This window comes from Phaeovulum sp., assembly GCF_047638075.1.
GTDB lineage: Bacteria > Pseudomonadota > Alphaproteobacteria > Rhodobacterales > Rhodobacteraceae > UBA6197.
Window position 1 is genome coordinate 1 of sequence record NZ_JBLJBV010000051.1, and the last position, 20,805, is coordinate 20,805.

General features: G+C 61.4%; 21 protein-coding genes. 15 read left to right on the top strand and 6 right to left on the bottom strand.

Going from position 1 to position 20,805, the window contains the following annotated elements; translation table 11 throughout:
• Both ACM62R_RS07600 and ccoS read left to right on the top strand, forming a co-directional pair.
• Window positions 1-2,013, top strand: a 2,013-nt coding sequence (locus tag ACM62R_RS07600; RefSeq protein WP_415183457.1) for a heavy metal translocating P-type ATPase, incomplete at its 5' end; no start/stop codon positions are given.
• A 15-nt stretch (window positions 2,014-2,028) separates the two neighbouring features.
• Window positions 2,029-2,187 (top strand): cbb3-type cytochrome oxidase assembly protein CcoS, encoded by a 159-nt coding sequence (ccoS, locus tag ACM62R_RS07605; protein WP_415183458.1) that lies wholly within the window; start codon window positions 2,029-2,031, stop codon window positions 2,185-2,187.
• A gap of 79 nt (window positions 2,188-2,266) precedes the next feature.
• Here the strand turns inward: ccoS and ACM62R_RS07610 are convergent, their stop codons facing one another.
• Both ACM62R_RS07610 and ACM62R_RS07615 read right to left on the bottom strand, forming a co-directional pair.
• Window positions 2,267-3,973 (bottom strand): serine hydrolase, encoded by a 1,707-nt coding sequence (locus ACM62R_RS07610; protein WP_415183459.1) that lies wholly within the window; start codon window positions 3,971-3,973, stop codon window positions 2,267-2,269.
• A 177-nt stretch (window positions 3,974-4,150) separates the two neighbouring features.
• Window positions 4,151-4,846, bottom strand: a complete 696-nt coding sequence (locus tag ACM62R_RS07615) for an HAD family hydrolase (protein ID WP_415183460.1) — start codon at window positions 4,844-4,846, stop codon at window positions 4,151-4,153.
• Between the two features lie 169 nt (window positions 4,847-5,015).
• On the opposite strand from ACM62R_RS07615, the gene clpS reads away from it, so the two are divergent.
• Genes clpS through ACM62R_RS07630 form a run of 3 tightly spaced genes read left to right on the top strand, consistent with a single transcriptional unit; the run spans window position 5,016 to window position 7,234 of the window.
• On the top strand, window positions 5,016-5,339 hold the full coding sequence (gene clpS, locus ACM62R_RS07620) for an ATP-dependent Clp protease adapter ClpS (RefSeq protein ID WP_415183483.1): 324 nt from the start codon (window positions 5,016-5,018) through the stop codon (window positions 5,337-5,339).
• A gap of 19 nt (window positions 5,340-5,358) precedes the next feature.
• On the top strand, window positions 5,359-6,366 hold the full coding sequence (locus tag ACM62R_RS07625; protein WP_415183461.1) for a methyltransferase: 1,008 nt from the start codon (window positions 5,359-5,361) through the stop codon (window positions 6,364-6,366).
• Between the two features lie 58 nt (window positions 6,367-6,424).
• Entirely contained in the window at window positions 6,425-7,234 is an 810-nt protein-coding gene (locus ACM62R_RS07630) for an SDR family NAD(P)-dependent oxidoreductase (RefSeq protein ID WP_415183462.1), read from the top strand.
• 70 nt (window positions 7,235-7,304) lie between these two features.
• On the opposite strand, the gene ACM62R_RS07635 is transcribed toward ACM62R_RS07630, so the two are convergent.
• A complete protein-coding gene (locus tag ACM62R_RS07635; RefSeq protein WP_415183463.1) occupies window positions 7,305-7,715 on the bottom strand; it encodes a hypothetical protein in 411 nt (136 codons plus the stop codon).
• 114 nt (window positions 7,716-7,829) lie between these two features.
• Here ACM62R_RS07635 and hemF point away from each other — a divergent pair, with 114 nt between their 5' ends.
• Both hemF and ACM62R_RS07645 read left to right on the top strand, forming a co-directional pair.
• Window positions 7,830-8,720, top strand: coding sequence for an oxygen-dependent coproporphyrinogen oxidase (gene hemF, locus ACM62R_RS07640; RefSeq protein WP_415183464.1), 891 nt, complete (start codon window positions 7,830-7,832; stop codon window positions 8,718-8,720).
• Window positions 8,721-8,929: 209 nt separating this feature from the next.
• Window positions 8,930-11,065 carry a DEAD/DEAH box helicase gene (locus ACM62R_RS07645; protein ID WP_415183465.1) on the top strand — a complete coding sequence of 712 codons (2,136 nt, stop codon included), beginning with the start codon at window positions 8,930-8,932 and terminating at the stop codon, window positions 11,063-11,065.
• Window positions 11,066-11,128: 63 nt separating this feature from the next.
• Here ACM62R_RS07645 and hemE read toward each other — a convergent pair whose 3' ends face one another.
• On the bottom strand, window positions 11,129-12,169 hold the full coding sequence (hemE, locus tag ACM62R_RS07650; RefSeq protein WP_415183466.1) for a uroporphyrinogen decarboxylase: 1,041 nt from the start codon (window positions 12,167-12,169) through the stop codon (window positions 11,129-11,131).
• A 97-nt stretch (window positions 12,170-12,266) separates the two neighbouring features.
• On the opposite strand from hemE, the gene hemC reads away from it, so the two are divergent.
• The gene (gene hemC, locus ACM62R_RS07655) at window positions 12,267-13,208 is read left to right on the top strand and encodes a hydroxymethylbilane synthase (RefSeq protein ID WP_415183467.1); all 942 of its coding nucleotides are present in this window, start codon (window positions 12,267-12,269) and stop codon (window positions 13,206-13,208) included.
• Between the two features lie 216 nt (window positions 13,209-13,424).
• Here hemC and ACM62R_RS07660 read toward each other — a convergent pair whose 3' ends face one another.
• Window positions 13,425-14,081, bottom strand: coding sequence for a cytochrome b/b6 domain-containing protein (locus ACM62R_RS07660; protein ID WP_415183468.1), 657 nt, complete (start codon window positions 14,079-14,081; stop codon window positions 13,425-13,427).
• Entirely contained in the window at window positions 14,074-15,756 is a 1,683-nt protein-coding gene (locus ACM62R_RS07665; protein WP_415183469.1) for a tetrathionate reductase family octaheme c-type cytochrome, read from the bottom strand. The genes ACM62R_RS07660 and ACM62R_RS07665 overlap by 8 nt, the downstream gene beginning before the upstream one ends.
• A gap of 302 nt (window positions 15,757-16,058) precedes the next feature.
• Here ACM62R_RS07665 and ACM62R_RS07670 point away from each other — a divergent pair, with 302 nt between their 5' ends.
• The 7 genes from ACM62R_RS07670 (at window position 16,059) to ACM62R_RS07700 (ending at window position 20,799) form a co-directional block, all read left to right on the top strand.
• Window positions 16,059-16,673, top strand: a complete 615-nt coding sequence (locus ACM62R_RS07670) for a ribonuclease D (RefSeq protein ID WP_415183470.1) — start codon at window positions 16,059-16,061, stop codon at window positions 16,671-16,673.
• A complete protein-coding gene (locus ACM62R_RS07675) occupies window positions 16,654-17,619 on the top strand; it encodes a KpsF/GutQ family sugar-phosphate isomerase (protein ID WP_415183471.1) in 966 nt (321 codons plus the stop codon). Before ACM62R_RS07670 ends, ACM62R_RS07675 begins: the two co-directional genes overlap by 20 nt.
• On the top strand, window positions 17,619-18,224 hold the full coding sequence (locus ACM62R_RS07680; protein WP_415183472.1) for a hypothetical protein: 606 nt from the start codon (window positions 17,619-17,621) through the stop codon (window positions 18,222-18,224). Before ACM62R_RS07675 ends, ACM62R_RS07680 begins: the two co-directional genes overlap by 1 nt.
• Before the next feature lie 7 nt (window positions 18,225-18,231).
• The gene (gene lptA / locus ACM62R_RS07685) at window positions 18,232-18,723 is read left to right on the top strand and encodes a lipopolysaccharide transport periplasmic protein LptA (RefSeq protein ID WP_415183473.1); all 492 of its coding nucleotides are present in this window, start codon (window positions 18,232-18,234) and stop codon (window positions 18,721-18,723) included.
• Window positions 18,723-19,484, top strand: coding sequence for an LPS export ABC transporter ATP-binding protein (lptB, locus tag ACM62R_RS07690; protein ID WP_415183474.1), 762 nt, complete (start codon window positions 18,723-18,725; stop codon window positions 19,482-19,484). The genes lptA and lptB overlap by 1 nt, the downstream gene beginning before the upstream one ends.
• Before the next feature lie 237 nt (window positions 19,485-19,721).
• Window positions 19,722-20,300 (top strand): ribosome hibernation-promoting factor, HPF/YfiA family, encoded by a 579-nt coding sequence (gene hpf / locus ACM62R_RS07695; protein ID WP_415183475.1) that lies wholly within the window; start codon window positions 19,722-19,724, stop codon window positions 20,298-20,300.
• A 34-nt stretch (window positions 20,301-20,334) separates the two neighbouring features.
• On the top strand, window positions 20,335-20,799 hold the full coding sequence (locus ACM62R_RS07700; protein WP_415183476.1) for a PTS sugar transporter subunit IIA: 465 nt from the start codon (window positions 20,335-20,337) through the stop codon (window positions 20,797-20,799).
• The last annotated feature ends 6 nt before the right edge of the window (window positions 20,800-20,805 follow it).

The window sequence follows — 20,805 nt, forward strand, 5'->3', positions numbered from 1 at the left end:
GGGGTGCAGTCTGCCCGCGTGAACCTGACCCTGAAACGGGTCAGCGTCGAGGCGGCGCCGGGTATTACCGCCGACGATCTGATCGCCTGCCTGGCCCGGATCGGCTATGAGGCCCATGAGCTGGACGCGGGCATGCTGTCAGCGACCGAGGCTGACAAACGGGGCCGCGATATCTTGATGCGGATTGGCGTGTCGGGCTTTGCGATGATGAATATCATGCTGCTGTCGGTTGCCGTTTGGGCCGGGGCAGAATCAACCACGCGCGACCTTTTCCACTGGATTTCGGCGGCGATTGCGCTGCCCACGGTGGCCTTTGCGGGCCAGCCGTTTTTCATCAGCGCCTGGCAGTCGCTGCGGGCGGGGCGGCTGGGGATGGATGTGCCCATCTCGCTTGCGATTATTCTGGCCTCGGGCATTTCCGTTTATGAGACGATGCAGCACGGTCATCACGCCTATTTCGATGCGGCTGTGATGCTGACCTTCTTCCTGCTGGTCGGCCGCTATCTGGATTACCGCACCCGCGCCGTGGCCCGGTCTGCCGCTGAAGAGCTGGCCGCGCTGGAAGTGCCGCGTGCGACGCTGCTGAAAGACGGGGCCGAGGTTGTGGTGCCGGTGGGCGATCTGGTTGTGGGCGATAGTGTTCGCGTGCGCCCCGGTGCCCGTGTACCCGCCGACGGTATCGTGACCGAGGGCACCAGCGAATTGGACCGATCCCTGCTGACGGGGGAAAGCCTGCCCGTCCGGGCCGGGCCGGGCGAGGCGCTTTCGACGGGTGAGGTCAATCTGACCGGCCCGCTGACGCTGCGCGTAACCGCGGCGGGCCGTGACAGTTCGCTGCACCGCATGGCCGATCTGGTTGCCACGGCGGAAAGTGCCAAGAACAAATACACCTCGCTTGCTGAACGGGCGGCGCGGCTTTATTCGCCGCTGGTGCATTTGCTGTCCTTCACGGCCTTCGGATTCTGGATGTGGAAGACCGGCGGCGATGTGCGCTTTGCGGTGAATATTTCGGCTGCGGTCCTGATCATCACCTGTCCTTGTGCGCTGGGGCTGGCGGTGCCTGCGGTGGTGACTGCCGCCAGCGGCAAGCTGTTTCGCGCGGGGCTGTTGATCAAGGACGGCACCGCGCTGGAACGTCTGGCTGAGGTCGATGCCGTGGTGTTTGACAAGACCGGCACCCTGACCATGGGCACGCCCGAGCCTGAAAACCTGACCGATCTTTCGCCCCGTGATCTAGCGGTGGCGGCGGCGCTGGCAGAGGGGTCGTCGCATCCCCTGGCGCGGGCGCTGGCCGAGGCCGCGCGGGCTGCTGGCGTTGTGCCGGCGGGGGTGACGGATCTGCGCGAGGTGCCGGGCCACGGCATCGAGGGGCGGCTAAATGGCGTTATGGTACGGTTGGGTCGGGCGGATTGGCTGGGTGCTGTGCCCGGTGCGGTCACGGCCACGCATCTCAAGATTGGGGGCGAGGCGCCCCAGTCTGTGCGGTTCGCCGACCGGCTGCGCCCCGGGGCCGAAGAGGCGGTGGCAAAGTTTCTGGCGCAAGGCAAGGCCGTGCATCTGGTATCGGGCGATGTGGAGGGGGCGGTTTTGGCCCTTGCCACGCGCCTGGGTATCCGGGACTGGCGTGCGGGTGTGCTGCCTGCCGAAAAGGCGGCGCTGGTTGCTGATCTGACGGCGGCGGGCGCCAAGGTACTGATGGTGGGCGACGGTCTGAACGACACCGCCGCATTGGCTGGTGCGCATGTATCGGTTTCGCCGGCATCGGCGCTGGATGCGGCGCGCACGGCCTCGGATATCGTGCTTTTGGGGCAGGATCTGGCCCCGGTGGCCGAGGCGGTGCGCGTGGCCGTGAAAGCGCGCCGGCGGATCAAGGAAAACTTCTCGATCTCGTTTCTTTACAACGTCGTGGCGGTGCCGATCGCGCTGGTGGGCCTGGCGACGCCACTGGCTGCGGCCTTGGCGATGTCGCTGTCATCCATTACGGTGTCACTGAATTCGCTGCGTTTGAAGTAAGGGGGCAGGGGCAAAATGATAACACTGGTCTATCTGATCCCGATTTCGCTGTTCATGGGCGGTATTGGTCTGGTCGCGTTCTTTTGGGCGCTTAAGGGGCGGCAGTATGACGACCCCAAGGGCGACAGCGAGCGGATACTCTCAACCGAATGGGATGAGCGGCCCAAACCCTGAGGGCGGGCAGATGGCTGGGGCGGGAGCCTCCGGCGGGAGTATTTCAGCCAAAAAAAAGCGGCGGCACAGCGCCCGGTGATCAGGGGCCTATTACCGTGCAATCTGCGTTGCGCGCGTGGAGGCGGCGGCAGGCGAGATCGGCGGTGTCGCGGTTCATCCCGACAAAGTTTGCCTCAAATCCGGTCTTGCGTTTGGCCACCTTGCGCAGCGCATCGCCCAAAGTATCGCTTTCCATCAGTGCGGTTTGCAGCAGTTGCCGTTCGGCCTGATATTGCGAGTTGTATTTCCCCAGGGAGATGCCCCAGTGACGGCCGCCCGAAGACGAGACGCGGGCGATCACTTCGGGTTCTTCGCGCGGGCCGGGGGCCTCGGGGGTGAGCGAGGCGAGGATCAGCGTTTCGGGGCGCGCGCGGGGGGCCACGCTTTCGGTCAGAGCCAATGTTTCAGGCTGCGGTGTGGTGGATTGCAGGAACTGGCTGCCAAAGGCGGGGTCGTCGCGGTCGCCCTCTGCGTAGAGGTCTTCTTCGTTGGCGGAGGCAAGTTCTGCGGCCGCAACCTTGGCGAGGTGCAGCGTTTCAGGTTGGGGTGCGGTGGCCTGCGCAAAGTCAGGCGTATCAGGGGCGATTTCTGCGAGGGCCGTGTTGGCGATGGCCGTAGGCCGGACCGGGGCGGGAAGCGGGCGTGGCGTGTCTGCGCTGGCAAGTTGCAGTGCAGCGGGGATCGGCGCCGTGTCTGGGATGACGGCGGCAGTGGCGGGAACGGGTGTGATCTGTGCTGCGACCGCTGCGGCAACCGCAAACGCGATTGCATCGGCATCAGGCCGCTGTGCGCCGGGACGCATCAACGGGCGCGGGCTGCGTGAGGGGGCGGCAACAAGGCGGATTGTCTTGCCACTGGCGCCGGCAGTATTTTGCGCTGGTTCCGAGGTGGCCTCGGCCAGGTATTGCGGGGCGGCGGGTTTGTCTTCTTTCACCCGACCCGGTGCGCGGCCAAAGCCGATATCCAGCAATTCGGCCATTTTGGCGTTGCGTTGTGCGGTAGAGGTGCCGCCAAAAATGGTTGCAATGATGCGTTTGTTGCCCCGCTTTGCCGAGGCCGTAAGGTTGAACCCGGCAGGATTGGTATAGCCTGTCTTGATCCCGTCGGCGCCTTCATAGGCACTTAGAAAGCGGCGGTTGGTGTTTGCCACTTTTGCCATGCCGGCATCTGCGGTGCGGCGCGAAAAGATGTTGTAATATTGGGGGAAATCGTAAAACAGGCGCCGCCCCAGCACAGTCATGTCGCGCGCTGTTGAGCGGTGTCCCTCGCGGGTGAGGCCGTTGGCGTTTTTGAAGGTGGTGTTTTTCATTCCCAGCGCTTTGGCGGTGCGGTTCATGCGTGCGGCAAAATGCGCCTCATCACCACCGATATGATCGCCCAGCGCGGTTGCAGCATCGTTGGCGGATTTGATTGCCGCGGCGCGAATAAGGTAGCGCACGGCAATCTTTTGACCGGCCCGAAGACCCAGTTTCGAGGGTGGCTCTGATGCCGCGTTTTTTGAGACTGTCACCATCGTATCAAGGCTGATTTCGCCCCGTTCAATCGCCTCGAAAGTGATGTAAAGCGTCATCATCTTTGTCAGCGAGGCCGGGTGCAGCCTTGTGTCGGCGTTGGTTGAATACAGCACCTCGCCGGTGCGCGCATCCATCACCAGCGCCGCATAGGGGGCGGCCTGCGCCAGAATCGGTGCAATGAAAAGAATAAGTGTTAATAGCCCGTAACGGACCCAGCGCGTCAGCGTGGTCACGGTTCTCGCCCTTTTTCTGCCTCAGCGCCCCGTTTTTTGGTGGGGCTTATTGCTCTTGGTCAGCCTAGCACGGGATTTGCGCGGTGAAAATAACATTATTTCAAGGCGTTTCATTGCGTCTTTCACGCAACTAACAAGATGAAGGGGGGCATCGCGCAATGCCCACCAGATCATCTGTCAATCCGGTATCCGGCTTAACACGTCAGATAGTGCGCCAAGGTCAGTGATTGTTGCGAAACGGGGGTGGCCCAGCGGGGGCTCGGCATGTTCCAGCGCAAAGGTCAGATCATGCGGCACATGAACGCCCCAGCCGCCCGCAGTCAGCATCGGCAACACATCGGATCTTAGCGAGTTGCCCACCATCAGCCCCTCGGCTGCCCCGGTGCCGTGGCGGGCAAAGAGCGCCGCGTAAACATCGGCGGTCTTGTCCGAGACAATCTCGACCCCGTCGAACAGATCGCCAAGGCCCGATTGCGCCAGCTTGCGTTCCTGATCCAGCAGATCGCCTTTGGTGATGACCAAAAGCCGATAGCGCCCCGCCAGCGCGGTAATTGTTTCGCGGGCATGGGGCAGCAGCTCAATCGGATGCGCCAGCATCTGGTGCCCCGCCTCGACCAGCGCGCCGATCACGCTGGCCGGCACGCGAGAATCGGTCACCTCTATCGCGGTTTCGATCATCGACAGCACAAAGCCCTTCACGCCAAAGCCGTAACGGCCGATATTGCGCTGCTCGGCCGCCAAAAGACGCGCGGCCAGATGTTCAGGTGCGGCGTGGTCCGCCAGCAGGGCGGCAAAGCGGGTCTGGGTTATTTGAAAGAAACGCTCGTTGTGCCAAAGCGTATCGTCAGCATCAAAGGCAATGGTGGTCAGCATCGAATGTCCCCTTCGTCGCCTTTTTTGCAGTCAAACGCGGGCGAGGGCAACGGCGATGGGCATTTACCGCGTCAAGGCCTTTTCATATACGACGACGGGCCTATATTCCCAGCAACCGCCACCCCCGATTCCCGTTAAGGAGCCTACCCCCGTGTTTCAACCGCCCCAAATGATGGCCGACCGCAAGGACGACCCCGAGGGCGATCTGGGGGTTGCCACCAAGACCAAACCAAAGACACAGCGCCCGCCGCTATATAAGGTGCTGCTGCTGAACGACGATTACACGCCCATGGAATTCGTGGTGCATATTCTGGAGCGGTTCTTTGGTCTCAACCATGCGCAGGCGTTTGAAATAATGCTGACGGTGCACAAGAGGGGGCTGGCGGTGGTCGGCGTTTTCTCGCATGAGGTGGCGGAAACCAAAGTGGCGCAGGTGATGGATTTCGCCCGTCGCCATCAGCATCCGCTGCAATGCACGATGGAAAAGGAATAGGGCCCCGGCCCGCCGCACCATGAGCCATCCCCGCCTTTCCCTTGCGCTGCAAGCGCCCGATGCGTTGCCCGCCGTGGGTGAGATCGCCGTTTTCAGCCCGCGGGGCGAAACCGATCTTGGCGATTTGCCGAAAGATCGGGTGCGCGTTGTTCAGGGGTTTCGCCCCGATCATGACGCCTTTGCCGCCCAGGGCTATGCGGTCGCGCCTGAACCCGCCGGGCCTTATGCCGCTGCGGTGGTGTTTCTGCCGCGCTCCAAATCCGAGGCGCGCGCGCTGCTACACGAGGCGGCAACCCGCGTGCGCCCCGGCGGCCCGATCTGGGTGGATGGCGCCAAAACCGACGGAATTGACAGCGTCTTGAAGGGTTTGCGCGCCGCTGGCCCGGTGTCGGACCCGATATCAAAAGCGCATGGCAAGGTGTTTTCCTTTGCGGCCACGTCCGGGGCACTGGCCGAATGGCAGGCGCAGCCCTTGCACCCCGCGCCGGGGTTCATCACCCTGCCGGGGGTGTTTTCGGCAGATAACGTGGACCGCGGGTCGATGTTGCTGGCCGCCGCTTTGCCCGCCAAACTGCCGGGACGGGTGGCGGATCTGGGTGCGGGTTGGGGCTGGCTTTCTGCCGAGGTTTTGAAACGTGACGGCGTGGATGAGCTGCATCTGATTGAGGCCGATCACGCCGCGCTGGCCTGCGCGCGCGCCAATATCAACGATCCGCGTGCGCATTTCCATTGGGCCGATGCGACGCAGTTTCAGCCCGAAGCGCGCTTTGGCGCGGTGGTGATGAACCCGCCATTCCACACCGCACGCGCCGCGGACCCTGCCTTGGGGGCCGCTTTCATTCGCGCAGCCGGGGGGATGCTGTCGCTTTCGGGTACGCTTTGGATGGTGGCCAACCGCCATCTGCCCTATGAGGCCGCCCTGCGCGCCGCATTTCATGAGGTTGCCGAGGTTGCGGGCGATGGCGCCTTCAAGGTGATGCGCGCGACGAAGCCGATTGTCGGAGCGGCGGGTCGCCCGCATGGGTGAAATCGGCTAACGTTCCACCAGAATCAACGCCAGCAGGCTTTTCAACGCCAGAGGTTCCATGTCACTTTCCATTTCGGGCAAAACCGCGATTGTTACCGGCGCCGCGCATGGCATCGGTCTTGCCATCGCACGTCACTTTGCCAATCGCGGCGCCAATGTGATGTTCGCCGATATCGACGAAGCCAAGCTGGCCGATGAGGTTGGTAACAGCAGTACCGATGACGGCACGTTACGGTATTTTTCGGGCGATCTGTGCCAGAAACTGACGCTGGCCAATTTGTTGTCGGCCACGATCGATGCCTTTGACCGGGTCGATATTCTGGTCAATGCCGCGCGCAGTTTTGCGACTGTGGACCCGCTTTCTACCGATGAGGCGGTGCTGGAGGCGATGTTGCGGCAAAACATGATGGCCGGCTTGAGGTTAAGTCAGATGACCGCCAAACGGATGATCACCCAGGCTGAGAAGGACGACCGCACAGGGCAACAGATCGGCTCCATCATCAACATGTCGTCGATTGCCGCGACCCGCACCCAGCCTGAACTGCTGGCGTATTCCATCGCATGTGCAGCGCAAGATCAGGCCACGCGCAGCCTTGCCGTTGCGCTGGCGCCGCAGGGTATCCGGGTGAACGGCGTCGCTATCGGATCGGTAATGAGTGCCAGTCTTCAGGCGGTGCTGAAGGGTAACACCGATTGGCGCGACTCGATTGCCGAGGGCACGCCAATGCACCGCATCGCGGCGGCGCATGAGGTTGTTGAAGCGGTACGGTTTCTGGCCTCGGACGGGGCGGGGTTTATGACGGGACAGATCCTGACCATTGATGGCGGACGGGGGCTGATGGACGCGGTGCCGGTGCCTGCATTCTGAGCGCAACGCGTGTTGCCGGGGGGCGGAGCCTCCGGCGGGAGTATTTTGACCAAACAAAAGCCGGGGGTGATTATTCCGGGTAGAGCGCCTGGCACTGTGCGATCTGTGCCTTGGCGGTTCGCGTCAGTTCGGCGCGCTTGGCAATCAGACCGTCACGCTTGCGTTTTTCGGATGCCGGGTCGATCGCGACGCGGCGGCGCAGGGTATCAGTATAGTCTTCAAGGCACATCCGCGGTCTGGGGGTAATATGTTTGCCGTTCTTGTCCACGTGGGAGGGGACGATGGGTCCGCAGCGCACCCAATGGCTTCGGGTGATCTCGTATTCTTCCCAGGCGTAGCCGCGCGCGAGGTTGCCTTCGACTTCGCTCAGGAGGCGCTCGATGGTGTGCAGTTCACGCGTGGCGGTGTTGATGCAGCGTTCTTGTGGGGTGCCACAGGCCGCAAGTGACAAGATCAGGGCGGCAGATAACAGGCGCAGCATGAGGAACCTCGGACGGGGTTTGCCATAGTAACATAGGGCGGGCGGCGCAAAACGCAATTCCCGCTGGTAGCGCAGGCTGATAGGTTGCGCAGAGGATTAGCAAAGAGGGCGAAGATGCCAGAGGATTTTACCGACCGCAAGACCCGCGCAAGCGCATGGTTCAATACGTTGCGCGACCAGATCGTGGCGCGTTTCGAGGCGCTGGAGGATACGCAGCAGACTGGACCTTTTGCCGCGCTTCCGGCGGGGCGGTTCGATGTGACCCCGACGAAGCGCGCCGCCGAAGATGGCACCGACGCCGGCGGCGGCGTGATGAGCGTGATGCGTGGCGGCCGGGTGTTCGAGAAGGTCGGCGTCAATGTTTCGACCGTGCACGGGGTCTTGGGCGAGCGCGCGCAACGCACGATGACCGCGCGCGGTGTGCCGGGGATGGCGGCGGACCCACGTTTCTGGGCCTCGGGGATCAGCCTGGTTGCGCATATGCAAAACCCGCATACCCCCGCAGTGCATATGAACACCCGGATGTTCTGGACCCCCGGCGCCTGGTGGTTCGGGGGCGGGGCCGACCTGAACCCCTGTATCGAATACCCCAAGGATACGGCGCATTTTCACGCCCGGATGCAGGCGGCCTGTGATGCCCATGCGCCTGACTACTATCCGCGTTTCAAGGCATGGGCGGACGAATACTTTTTCGTGCCGCACCGGGGCCGGGCGCGTGGTGTCGGTGGCATCTTTTACGATGACCTCAACACCGGTGATTGGGAGGCCGATTTCGCCTTTACCCAGGATGTCGGCCGCGCCTTCCTTCCCGCCTTCATCCCCCCCACCGAAATCCGGCGGGACACGCCCTGGACCGAGGCGGATAAGGACGCCCAACTGGTGCACCGTGGGCTTTACGCTGAATATAACCTTGTCTACGACCGGGGTACCAAATTCGGACTTGAAACAGGGCATGATGCCAACGCCGTCCTGATGAGCCTGCCGCCCGTGGTGAAATGGGTCTGATGCTTTGTTGATCCCCCCTCTGGCTTTTTTTTGGCAAAAATACTCATTCACCGCTGCAGCGCGAAAACGATACTGGGTTTGTCGCGCCCCGGCCGGTGGCCAAGGCCCGCATTCCCTAAACTGGCGCTTTACGCTATACAGGACCCGCGTTTCCGGTTAAGGGGCGCGGTTCCCGCCCGTGCCCGGGCCTTGCCGAAGAAAGACCTCTGATGACCCAGTTTGACGGCGTGCATGACGCCATGGCCCAAGCGCTGACGGCGAAGGGCTATGAAAGCCTCACCCCGGTGCAGGCGGCGGTACTTGACCCGGCGCTGGCCGCAGCCGACCTGCTGGTATCGGCGCAGACCGGGTCGGGCAAGACGGTGGCCTTCGGGTTGGCGATGGCGGCGGGGCTGTTGGGTGATCAGCGTCGCTTTGGCCCGGCCGATAGCCCGCGCGCCATCATCATTGCGCCCACGCGCGAATTGGCGATGCAGGTCAAACGCGAGTTGGAGTGGCTTTACGCCCCCACCGGCGCGGTGATTGCTGCCTGTGTCGGCGGTATGGATGCGCGCGCTGAACGCCGGGCTTTGGAACGGGGCGCCCATATCGTCGTGGGTACGCCTGGGCGGATCTGCGACCATATGCGCCGCCACGCGCTGGACCTTTCGGCGCTGAATGTCGCGGTGCTGGACGAGGCCGATGAAATGCTTGATCTGGGGTTCCGCGAGGATCTGGAATTTATCCTGTCCGGCGCGCCCAAAGATCGCCGCACGTTGATGTTCTCGGCCACGGTTTCCAAGGAAATTGCGCGACTGGCAGGCACATTTCAGCGCGATGCGCAGCGTATTTCCACCATCGCCGCGCGCGAACAGCATTCTGACATCGAATATCGCGCGCTTTTGGTTGAAAACTCTGATCGTGAAAATGCGATCGTCAATGTCTTGCGGTATTATGAGGCCAAGACGGCGTTGGTGTTTTGCTCAACCCGGGCGATGGTCACACATTTGACGACGCGGTTTTTGAACCGTGGCTTTCAGGTGGTGGCGCTGTCGGGCGAGTTGTCGCAGGCAGAACGCTCGCACGCGCTGCAAGCGATGCGCGATGGCCGGGCGCGGGTTTGTATTGCGACCGACGTGGCCGCGCGCGGGATCGACCTGCCGGGGCTGGAATTGGTGGTTCACGCAGATTTGCCGGTAAACCGCGAGGCGCTGTTGCACCGTTCGGGCCGGACCGGGCGGGCAGGGGCCAAGGGTGTTTCAGCGCTGATCGTGCCTTTTAACGCCCGCAAAAAGGCCGAACGCCTGTTGGCCCTGGCGCAGATCAACGCGAATTGGGTCAGCGCGCCCTCGGCGGATGAGGTGTCGGCGCGCGATGTGGAACGGCTTTTGGCCGATCCGGTGTTGACCAATCCGGTCAGCGGTGACGAATCCGCGCTGGTTGCGCGGCTGATGGACACCTATGACGCCGAGGCGCTGGCGGTGGCGGTGGTGCGTCAGTATATGGCGCAACGCTCGGCCCCCGAAGATCTGTCGGTGGTGGGTGTCGACGGCCCAAAGCCGCGCGAACGGGCCGAGTTTGGCGAAAGCCTTTGGGTCACGCTTTCGATCGGGCAAGAGGGGCGTGCCGATCCACGTTGGCTGCTGCCGATGCTGTGCCGCGCGGGCGATCTGTCGCGCCGCGATATCGGCGCGATCCGGGTTCAGGAAGAACGCACCCTCGTGCAGATCCATGCTGATGCCGGCACCCGCTTTCTGGCGGCAATCGGCCCCAAGCGCGAACTGGAGGACGGCATCGCGGTAAGCGTGATGGACAAGGCCCCCGTCGGCACCGAGGCCCATAGCGCCCCACGCCCGATGCAGGGCCGCAAACCTGCCCCCAAACGCGCGTATGATGATAAGCCTGCCTACGCTGAGAAAAGACCCTACGGCGAGAAACCCGCCTACGGTGAAAAGAAGGCATATGGCGAGAAACCCGCCTACGGTGAAAAGAAGGCATATGGCGAGAAACCCGCCTACGGTGAAAAGAAGGCGTATGGCGAGAAATCCGCCTACGCTGAAAAAAAGCCATACGCCCCTAGCGCGCCTGAGGCCGCTGACGGCAAGAAACCGCACCGCAAGGGCAGCAATTTTGACCCGCTGAGTGCGCCGGAACGCAGCCCCCGCACGCCGCGGGATGCGGCCTATTCCGAAGCCCCTACCAAACCGGGTGCCAAGCCCTGGGCTAAACCGGCGGGCAAGCCTGCGGGCAAATTCGGCAAGCCCGGCGCAAAACCCGCCGCCAAGTTCGGGGCGAAGCCAGCGGCCAAGTTTGCCAAACCGGCCAGCAAACCCGCAGGCAAGCCCAAGGGAAAACCGAAAGCCTGACCCGCGGCGTGAAAAAAGGTGGGCCAAGGCCCACCTTTTACGGCTGGGATCTGCGCCCCAGCTCTAGCCGTTGCGGATCGTTTCAATCATCAGCGCCACGTTGTCGGGGTTGGCGTCGGGTGTGATCCCGTGACCAAGGTTGAAGATATGCGGCCCTTTCGAGAAGGCTTTGACGACGTGGCGCGTCTCGTCGATCAGGGCTTGCCCGCCGGTCACCATATGCCCCGGCGCAAGGTTGCCTTGCACGCAGCCATCAACCTGGACATGCTGGGCCGCCCATTCCGGTGCGACTGAATTGTCGATCGCCACGCAATCGGCGCCGGTTGCCTTGGCAAAGCCGATATAGCCGTCGCCCGCCTCGCGCGGGAAGGCGATGATCGGCAGGCCGGGGTGGCGGCGCTTTAGCTCGGAAATGATTCTTGCGGTCGGCTTTAGGGCAAAATCGGTAAAGTCCTGCCCCTTGAGGCTGCCCGCCCATGAATCGAACAGCTTGATCACCTCGGCCCCGGCTTTGACCTGCTCGGACAGGTATTCGATGGTGGCCTCGGTCAAAAGATCAATCAGTGCGGTAAATGTCGCCCGGTCTGCCGCCTTCAGCGCATGCGCCGGCCCCTGATCCTTTGTGCCGCGCCCGGCTATCATATAGGTGGCCACGGTCCAGGGCGCCCCGGCAAAACCGATCAACGCGGTTTCCCGCGGCAATTCACGCGTCAAAATTCGCACCGTTTCATAGATGGGCGCCAGATGGGCGTGGATGTCATCCTTGCCCTTCAGCGCGCGCAGGCCCTCGGGGTCGGTGATGGTCGAAAGCCGCGGCCCTTCACCGGTTTCAAACCACAGATCCGCGCCAAGCGCTTGCGGCAACAACAAAATATCCGCAAACAGGATCGAGGCGTCAAACCCGAACCGGCGGATCGGCTGCAACGTCACCTCGGCGGCCAGCTCAGAGTTGTAGCACAGCGACAGAAAATCCCCTGCCTTTGCGCGGGTCGCACGATACTCGGGCAGGTAACGGCCCGCCTGCCGCATCATCCACACTGGAGGCGTGGGCAGGGTCTCGCCGCGCAGGGCGCGCAGGATGGTCTTTTCGGTCGCTACACTCATGGCTATCTCCTTGACTTGCCCCTTCATCGCGGCCTGCGGCGTGATGTCAAGCGTTGTGCGGCTTGCGCGGGCCATTTGACGCGGGTATTCGGGGGGCATGAAACATATGCCCTCCCCCCGCGACACCCTCAAGATTGGCACCCGTGGCAGCCCGTTGGCGCTGGCCCAGGCGTTTGAGACCCGTACCCGCCTGATGGACGCGCATGGCCTGCCGGAGGATGCGTTTGAAATCGTGGTGATCAAGACCACCGGCGACAGGGTTCTGGATCGGCCGCTAAAGGAAATCGGCGGCAAGGGCCTGTTCACCAAGGAAATCGAAGAGGCAATGCTGACAGGCGAGATCGACATTGCCGTGCACTCGATGAAAGACATGCCAACCGTGCAACCGGTGGGCCTGCTTCTGGATTGCTATCTGCCGCGCGAAGATGTGCGCGATGCCTTCGTGTCGCCCGGCGTGGCACAACTGGCCGATCTGCCGCAGGGCGCGGTGGTGGGGTCGTCCAGCCTGCGGCGGCGCGCGCAACTGGCCAACCGCCGCCCCGACCTGAAACTGGTCGAGTTTCGCGGCAACGTGCAGACCCGGCTAAAGAAACTGGACGACGGGGTGGCCGTCGCTACCTTTCTGGCCATGGCCGGGCTGAACCGTCTGGGCATGGCCCATGTTGCACGCTCTGCGATCGAGGTGACCGAAATGTTGCCCGCCGTCGCCCAAGGTTGCATCGGGATCGAGCGGCGCGAAGGCGATCCCCGCGCCCAATCCCTTCTGGCGGCCATTCACCATGGCCCCACCGGTCACCGCCTTGCCGCCGAACGCGCCTTCCTGACCGAGCTTGACGGATCGTGCGAAACCCCGATCGCCGGGCTTGCGGTGCTGGAGGGTGACACCGTCTGGCTGCGCGGCGAGATATTGCGCCCTGACGGCTCTGAATCGCTTACCGCCGAAGGGCGCGCCAGCGTGCATGATGCCGCAAACATGGGCCAGGAACTGGCGCGCGAACTTCTTTCCCGGGCGCCTGCCGGCTTTTTCGACTGGCGCTGACCGCGGCTTTTCTTTGGGCAAATACTCCCGCCGGAGGCATCCGCATGCGCCGCATGTGCACCGTTCAGGGCTTTGCTTGTCGGCCATTTTCCTGATCGCAACGTACGCAGCCCTGATCGTCAAGCCGTAGAGGCCAAAGTGCCGGCTTGGTAGGCCTGCGAATTGGCGGCTCTTTTAGGATAGTGGCGATCAGTTCGTGAAACCGTCGCCCCGTTGTCATCCTTTCAGGCGTTCGGGTTTTTCCGCCTCGAAATAGGCCTCGGCTTCGGGCGAGACTTCAACTTTTTCAAAGCCCGTAATCATCGGGCGGACGTTTTCGCGAAAACCATGCCCGATGGTTAGCAGATAGACGTGGATCACAACAAAACTGGCAATGGCAAAGGCGGCCAGGGTGTGCAGATTGGCGATACCTGTCAACCAAACAGCGCCGGTATCGGATTTGCCCCAAAATCCGTATGTCAGATAGGCAAGGCCCGTCATCCATATGGCGGGAAAAAGAACCAGTTTAAGCGCCAGATAAGACAATAACTGTAGGGGGTTATGGCGTCGTTGATACTGTTTGTGATAGGGATGCGCCTCGCCGCGAAATATCCCCCAGGCATAGTAACGCAGCACTTGGCGCAGGCCGTTTCTGGTGGGGATGAACTGCTTCCACGCCTCGGTGGTGAATAGCCAGAACGTGGCAAACGCCCATAGCAGCAATAGCGCCAGCGCGACCAGCGTGTGTACCGTGACCGATAGCCCGAATGGCCCGATCTGATGCAGCCCCATCATCCGCGCGCCCGTAAACAGCAGCAGGAAAATTGACGCTACCTGCGACCAGTGCCAGATCCGGTTGAACCGCGTGTAAACCTTGACGAAACGCTCAGCCATGATCTGCCCCTCCGTTTTTGCGCACCCGCAAGAGGCGCAACAGGCCATGCCCGCCAGCACCCAGAACCGCCATCAAAAACACCATCAGACCCAGCTTGCCGCCCATGCCCAGACCTGCGCCCGGCACATAGATGCCGGCGATGTTGGCCATCCGCCCGTTTTCGGTATGACAGCTACCGCACTTCAGCGCCTCATCAGCGGGGGCAACCATGTGGGTGATTGGCCAATACATCTGGGTGTCAACGAAATCAAATTCACCCGAATAGGGCAGGCCCGCGTATTCCATTCCGGCCTGAATCGATTTCGTCCAGTCAAAGTTGGTCCAAAGTGCCGTGTCCGTCATGGGGCCGTAGACATTGTTGAACACCAGGGTATTCAGCTTTTTGTCATACGCTTGACGCCCTTCCATGCGCTTGAACGGGAAGATCCGCGACTTGGGGTCGGCCGCATCGCCTTCAACCTTGTTGATCACGACAATCTGGTTTGGGTTGATTTCCTCGCCTGCCATCACATAGCGAACGGTGCCACCAAACCACTCATAGGCGGGGACCACGTTTTCACCCCACTCAAAATCGCCCTTGGTGGACAGATAGGTGTGCAGGATTCTGCCATCAGACTGGGTAAAATTTTCCTCGCTGTAAGGCTTGCCGTCTTTCAACTGCCCGGCGGTGGACCAGTCCCAGACGGTTTTTGTCGCGACGCCGCCCTTGGCAAAATCGGGAATGTGGCAGGTTTGGCAGGCAACACGGTCGGTGTGGTCATTCAGCTTTAGCCCTACGACCGATGTTTTCTTGTGCGGCTTTTCAGAATGGCACGCGCTGCAACTGGCCACATCGCGCGACGCGCCCGGCTTGCGGTCAGCGTGGGGGTCGGTGACGTTGGTTTCAAAGCGTGATCCGGTAAAGATGTGCTTGTCACTGACGTGGCAAGACGAACAGGTCATGTTGGCGCCGTCTTTTGACATATGCACATCAACATGTGGCGTGGGGCTTACCAGCGCCGACGACAGGTCACCATGTTTCACATTGTCGCCGCCACCGCCGTAAAAGTGGCACGAGCCGCAGTTTTCGCGCCCCGGCGGCGGCCCGACGGATAGTGCCGCCTTGGCCAGATCCACCGCCCAGGCATCTGCGCCGGTGATCGTCTTGGCCTTTGCGGCAACCGGTGCAAGTGGCGGGTTGCCGGCAAGGTTGTCTTGTTTGGTGTATTGGCCAGATTTGTCGTGGCAAACCAGACAATCAACGCGGTCTGGCTGATCGGGCATCGGTTGGCGCACATCGGTCCAGCCGTAACCCGCGTGGCACGACGTGCAGCGCGTCTCATTGCTGGCGACGTTACCGCAGAAAGAGTTCAGTACCTTGGATTTTCCCAGCACCTGCCCGGTCGTGGGGTTTTCGTATTCCCATTTCCAGTGGATCGAATGCATCACCTGATTGGAGGCCTCTGTGTGGCACGACAGGCAGGCGGCCGTTACCTCGGGGCCGGATTTGAAATCCTGTTTCAGGATCTCGAATTTGGAGTGGTCGGCCGTGGCCTTTTTGACCGGGTCTGTGCCATGTGCTGCCTGGGCAAGGCTGGTCGCGGGCGGCTCTTGCGCGGTCTGGGCTGATAATGATCCAACCCCCAGAGTGGCCGCGATGACATACGCGGCGATTTTGCGGGCTGGGGTCATCATCAGCACTCCGATCTGGCTAAATGGCTTGATGGGATCTGTTTGACATTCAGCTTAGCGAATATTTTCGCTACGACAAAGAAATAATCTTGCGGCCAGAAGGGACATGGCGTCGCACCTGTTGCGTCTGGCCATTGCGCCTTGCCCTTCGCGATGGGGTGGATTGTCGTTGCCCTTACGGGGCATGTTCCGCTAAACGTGGAAAACATATCACAATAATTAGGGGTTAGGTCAGTTTCGGAGTTTTCGTGAAATGCGTGAAATATCTTCCGGGCGCCAGACACTTGCACCAGTTAGGGGGTTAGATGACGATCCATCTGCACAAGAATGATTTGCCCGATGGGCTTCGATTGGGGCCTGTGGTGGCTGTTGATACGGAAACGATGGGCCTTGATCCGCGCCGTGACCGGCTGTGCGTGGTGCAGCTATCAGCGGGCGATGGCGATGCGCATCTGGTGCAGATCGCCAAGGGGCAGAAGGCGGCGCCCAATCTTTGTGCGTTGATGGCCGACCCTGCGGTGACAAAGCTGTTTCATTTTGCCCGCTTTGATCTTGCAGCGCTTTACAATGCCTTTGGTGTGGTGACGGCACCAGTGTTTTGCACCAAGATTGCCTCAAAAATGGTGCGCACCTTTACGGACCGGCATGGGTTGAAATACCTGCTTCAGGATCTGGTCGGGGTCGATGTTTCCAAACAGCAGCAAACCTCGGATTGGGGCGCAGCCAAACTGACGCAGGCGCAGATGGATTATGCGGCATCAGACGTGCTTTATCTGCACAGATTGATGGAAGAGCTGCAAAAGCGGCTTTTACGCGAAGACCGCACGGCGCTGGCGCAGGCGTGTTTTGACTTTTTGCCTGCCCGGGCGCAGTTGGACCTGATGGGCTGGGATGAACCGAATGACATTTTCCACCACTGAGTTTCTGGAAACCGCCCGCCGCGTGATCGGGATCGAGGCGGAGGGGCTGAAGGCGCTGGCGCAATCGTTGGACGGGTCGTTTGCCACGGCAGTGCAGGTGATCCTGGCCGCGAAGGGCCGGGTGATCGTGTCGGGCATGGGTAAATCGGGCCATGTCGGGCGCAAGATCACGGCGACTCTGGCCTCGACCGGGACACCGGCGCAGTTTGTTCACCCTGCCGAGGCCAGCCACGGCGATCTGGGTATGGTCACGCGCGATGACGTGGCGCTGGTGCTGTCAAACTCGGGCGAGACGCCCGAGCTTTCTGACATCGTTGCCCATTGCAAACGTTTTTCCATCCCGCTGATCGGGGTTGCCGGTCGGGCGGGCAGCACCTTGCTGCGGCAGGCGGATGTGGCGATCGTGCTACCTCAGGCGGCCGAGGCCTGTGGCACCGGCGTGGTGCCGACGACATCAACCACGATGACACTGGCGCTGGGTGATGCCTTGGCCGTGGCGTTGATGGAGCATCGAAAATTCACGCCTGAGCATTTTCGCACGTTCCACCCCGGGGGCAAGCTGGGGGCGCGGCTGGCAAAGGTGGGTGATCTGATGCACGACGATCTGCCCTTGGTCAGCCAATCCACCCCGATGGGCGACGCGTTGTTGGAGATCAGCCAAAAGGGCTTTGGCGTGGTGGGCGTGACTGACGGCGCGGGTGCGCTGGTCGGGGTCATCACCGATGGTGACCTGCGCCGCCATATGGAGGGTCTGTTATCGCATACCGCCGCCGAGGTGATGACCCACGCCCCCCGCACCATCGAGCCCGGTGCCCTGGCGGAAAAAGCGGTGGCCGCGATGAATGAACGCAAGATCACCAGCCTGTTCGTGGTGGCGCCTGACGCCGGTGGCGTGCCTTGCGGGATCTTGCATATCCATGATTGCCTGCGTGCCGGGGTGGTTTGATGCGCGGTCATGACAACATCCATTCGCGGCTGGTGGCATGGGCCAAGATTGCCTTGCCGCTGGCTGCTCTGGTGCTGTTGTCGACGCTGTTCATGTTTTCCGGCAAGGTCGATCCGTCTGATGCGATCCCCTATGCGGATGTCGATGTTGCAGACCTCGCGCGCGAACCGCGCCTGACGGCGCCCGAATATGCCGGCGTGACCGAAGACGGTGGCGCCCTTACCGTAACCGCCGAAACCGCAACGCCTGATCCTGACGGGCAAGGCGGGGCCGTCGCCCATGCCATGGTTGCCCATCTGGAAACGCCATCGGGGTTGAAGGCTGAACTGGCTTCGGCTAGTGGGCGGATCGACCCTGCGGCTGGACTCATCAGCTTTTCAAAGGCTGTAGTCTTGTCTACGTCGACCGGTTATTCGGTCAAGACGGCCGATCTGCAAGCCGCGACTGACCGTTCCCTTCTGACCGCGCCGGGGCCGGTTGATGCAACGACCCCTTTTGGCACGTTGACGGCGGGTTCCATGCGTCTATCGTCGGCGGATGGTGGCGCTACCCACGTTCTGGTTTTCAACGATGGCGTGAAGCTGATATATCGACCCGAGGAATGAGGATATTATGCCTGCGCTAATCCGCCCCCTGATGTTTGCTGTCGCGTTGATTGTGGTGCCGCTGGGCGCTGCGGCGCAGCAGATTAACTTTGGCGGCATCCGCGCCGATACGACTGCCCCGGTTGAGGTTACGGCGGATAGTCTGGGGGTCAACCAGGCCGATGGCAGCGCTACCTTTACCGGTAATGTGGTGGTGGGGCAGGGTGAAATGCGGCTGTCCGCAGCCACCGTAAGAATCGAATACGGCGCGGATGGTCAGTCCAGGATCGAACGGCTTTTCGCCTCGGGGGGGGTGACGCTGGTCAATGCAACAGAGGCCGCCGAGGCGCGCGAGGCGGTCTATACCATTGCCAGCGGACAGATCGTTTTGACGGGTGACGTGCTGCTGACACAGGGTCAGAACGTCATGTCAGGGGAAAAACTGACCGTAGATCTGAAAACCGGCACCGGTGCGATGGATGGCCGCGTGCGCACCATCTTGCAACCCGGTGGCAAGTGATGGCCGATACTTCTTCTTCGCAGGTCGCGGGGGCGGCTGACGGTCTGCATGTTCAGGGGCTGCACAAAAGTTTTCGCAAGCGGCTGGTCATCCGTGATGTCACGTTGCATTTGGCGCGGGGCGAGGTGGTGGCCCTTTTGGGGCCGAACGGGTCGGGCAAAACGACCTGCTTTTACAACATCGCCGGGCTTATCACCCCGGATTCGGGCAAGGTTTTGATTGACGGGCGCGATGTGACGGCCTTGCCGATGTATCGCCGTGCACGGCTTGGAATAGGCTATCTGCCGCAAGAAGCCTCCATTTTTCGCGGGCTGTCGGTTGAGAATAATATTCTGGCGGTGCTGGAGATTGCTGTGCCGGACCGGCACAAGCGGCGTGAGCGATTGGAAGAGCTGCTGGGTGATTTTTCGATAGCGCATCTGCGTCAGGCCCCGGCACTGGCCCTGTCAGGCGGAGAGCGGCGACGGGTCGAGATTGCGCGCTGTTTGGCCGCAGACCCGAAATATCTGCTGCTGGACGAGCCCTTTGCCGGCGTGGACCCGATCGCGGTGGCAGAAATCCGCGCCCTGGTCACGCAACTGAAGTTACGCGGCATCGGCGTGCTGATCACCGATCATAATGTTCGCGAAACGCTGGAAATCGTGGATCGTGCCTATATCTTGCATGATGGTCATGTGTTGATGTCTGGCACGACAGATGAGGTGGTGCGTGATGAAAATGTGCGCCGGGTCTATTTGGGTGAGGGGTTTCGTTTCGGTTAAGGCAGACATCCACAAAACAGGCACAGGGTTCTTTAAGCTAGCCGTTGACACCCTGCGAAATCCGTACCCAAATGAGACAAATGAGTAAACTTTGTCCCCTTGTCGAAAAACTGCAGTTGATCGACCATCGGTCAACCTCGCCTTGGCGCAGGGCATTGTTTTATATCCCCGAATTTAACCGGACCTTCACCCCAGCCGTGCATGGCTGGGGCGGGTCCATCTTTTGAAGGAGAAGCCATGCGGTACCAGATCAGCGGAAAACAGCTTGACGTGGGTGATGCGCTGCAGACTCATGTGAAATCCGAGCTAAGCGAAACGGTCGAGAAATATTCTCAGCGCCCAACGGATGCCATGGTGGTCTTTTCGCGCAATGCGCATGAATATGTCTGCGAGGCGACGGTACATTTATCGACCGGATTGACCGCCACGGCGGCGGGTCGTGCCGGTGAGGTGTATGCCGCATTCGAATCCTGCCGCGAAAAGATGGACAAACAGATGCGCCGCCATAAGCGGCGGCTGAAAGATCACCACCGGGTGCGGCTGGCACCGGTTGAATTCGGGTCCGCAGGCATGTATGTGCTCGCCGCAGATGACAACGAAGCAACGGAATCGGACTCTGACAGCCTGGCCCCGATAATCGTGGCCGAGATGGAGACAAATGTCGCCACGCTCTCGGTTGGGGAGGCTGTGATGCAGATGGAGTTGTTGGGGGCGCCGCTTTTGGTGTTCCGCAATGAAAAACATGGCGGGGTGAACGTTGTTCATCGTCGCGATGATGGCAACGTGGGTTGGATAGACCCGCGAAACAGCAAGTAAGCGTCTGGGAACGGGCGCGGAAAAGTAAGGACGAATGAATCTTTCGAACCTGCTCCAGCCACAAGCCGTAAAGGTGCTGGCCCACGTCACGAGCAAGAAGCGCTTGTTTCAAGACCTCGCAGAGATCGCGCATTCAGCCTACGGGCTGAATGTCGCGCAGACGGTTGATGCGCTACAAGAGCGTGAAAGCCTTGGCCCGACTGGCGTTGGCCACGGGGTGGCGCTGCCTCACGCGCGGTTGCATGGCTTGGATAAGGTCGTGGCTGTGTTTTTGCGCTTGGAACGACCGCTTGATTTTGACGCGGTTGACCGCCAGCCCGTCGATTTGGTGTTTGCGCTGTTCGCCCCCGAGGATTCGGGCGTTGAACATCTCAAGGCGTTGGCATTGGTATCGCGAACCATGCGCAATGCCGAGGTTTGTACCAAGCTGCGTGCAAACGTGGACCCCGCAGCGCTTCACGCTGTATTGACCGAGGCACACGGCATGCAAATGGCCTGAGACCTG

Excerpts from the sequence above, each read along its gene's own strand:
- hemC (WP_415183467.1), top strand. The coding sequence starts at position 12,267 with ATGAAACATATGCCCTCCCCCCGCGACACCCTCAAGATTGGCACCCGT.
- ACM62R_RS07675 (WP_415183471.1), top strand. The coding sequence starts at position 16,654 with ATGACATTTTCCACCACTGAGTTTCTGGAAACCGCCCGCCGCGTGATC.
- ccoS (WP_415183458.1), top strand. The coding sequence starts at position 2,029 with ATGATAACACTGGTCTATCTGATCCCGATTTCGCTGTTCATGGGCGGT.
- ACM62R_RS07700 (WP_415183476.1), top strand. The coding sequence starts at position 20,335 with ATGAATCTTTCGAACCTGCTCCAGCCACAAGCCGTAAAGGTGCTGGCC.
- lptB (WP_415183474.1), top strand. The coding sequence starts at position 18,723 with ATGGCCGATACTTCTTCTTCGCAGGTCGCGGGGGCGGCTGACGGTCTG.
- ACM62R_RS07635 (WP_415183463.1), bottom strand. The coding sequence starts at position 7,715 with ATGCTGCGCCTGTTATCTGCCGCCCTGATCTTGTCACTTGCGGCCTGT.
- ACM62R_RS07670 (WP_415183470.1), top strand. The coding sequence starts at position 16,059 with ATGACGATCCATCTGCACAAGAATGATTTGCCCGATGGGCTTCGATTG.
- hpf (WP_415183475.1), top strand. The coding sequence starts at position 19,722 with ATGCGGTACCAGATCAGCGGAAAACAGCTTGACGTGGGTGATGCGCTG.
- hemF (WP_415183464.1), top strand. The coding sequence starts at position 7,830 with ATGCCAGAGGATTTTACCGACCGCAAGACCCGCGCAAGCGCATGGTTC.
- ACM62R_RS07665 (WP_415183469.1), bottom strand. The coding sequence starts at position 15,756 with ATGATGACCCCAGCCCGCAAAATCGCCGCGTATGTCATCGCGGCCACT.
- lptA (WP_415183473.1), top strand. The coding sequence starts at position 18,232 with ATGCCTGCGCTAATCCGCCCCCTGATGTTTGCTGTCGCGTTGATTGTG.
- hemE (WP_415183466.1), bottom strand. The coding sequence starts at position 12,169 with ATGAGTGTAGCGACCGAAAAGACCATCCTGCGCGCCCTGCGCGGCGAG.
- ACM62R_RS07625 (WP_415183461.1), top strand. The coding sequence starts at position 5,359 with ATGAGCCATCCCCGCCTTTCCCTTGCGCTGCAAGCGCCCGATGCGTTG.
- ACM62R_RS07680 (WP_415183472.1), top strand. The coding sequence starts at position 17,619 with ATGCGCGGTCATGACAACATCCATTCGCGGCTGGTGGCATGGGCCAAG.
- ACM62R_RS07630 (WP_415183462.1), top strand. The coding sequence starts at position 6,425 with ATGTCACTTTCCATTTCGGGCAAAACCGCGATTGTTACCGGCGCCGCG.
- ACM62R_RS07660 (WP_415183468.1), bottom strand. The coding sequence starts at position 14,081 with ATGGCTGAGCGTTTCGTCAAGGTTTACACGCGGTTCAACCGGATCTGG.
- ACM62R_RS07645 (WP_415183465.1), top strand. The coding sequence starts at position 8,930 with ATGACCCAGTTTGACGGCGTGCATGACGCCATGGCCCAAGCGCTGACG.
- ACM62R_RS07615 (WP_415183460.1), bottom strand. The coding sequence starts at position 4,846 with ATGCTGACCACCATTGCCTTTGATGCTGACGATACGCTTTGGCACAAC.
- clpS (WP_415183483.1), top strand. The coding sequence starts at position 5,016 with ATGATGGCCGACCGCAAGGACGACCCCGAGGGCGATCTGGGGGTTGCC.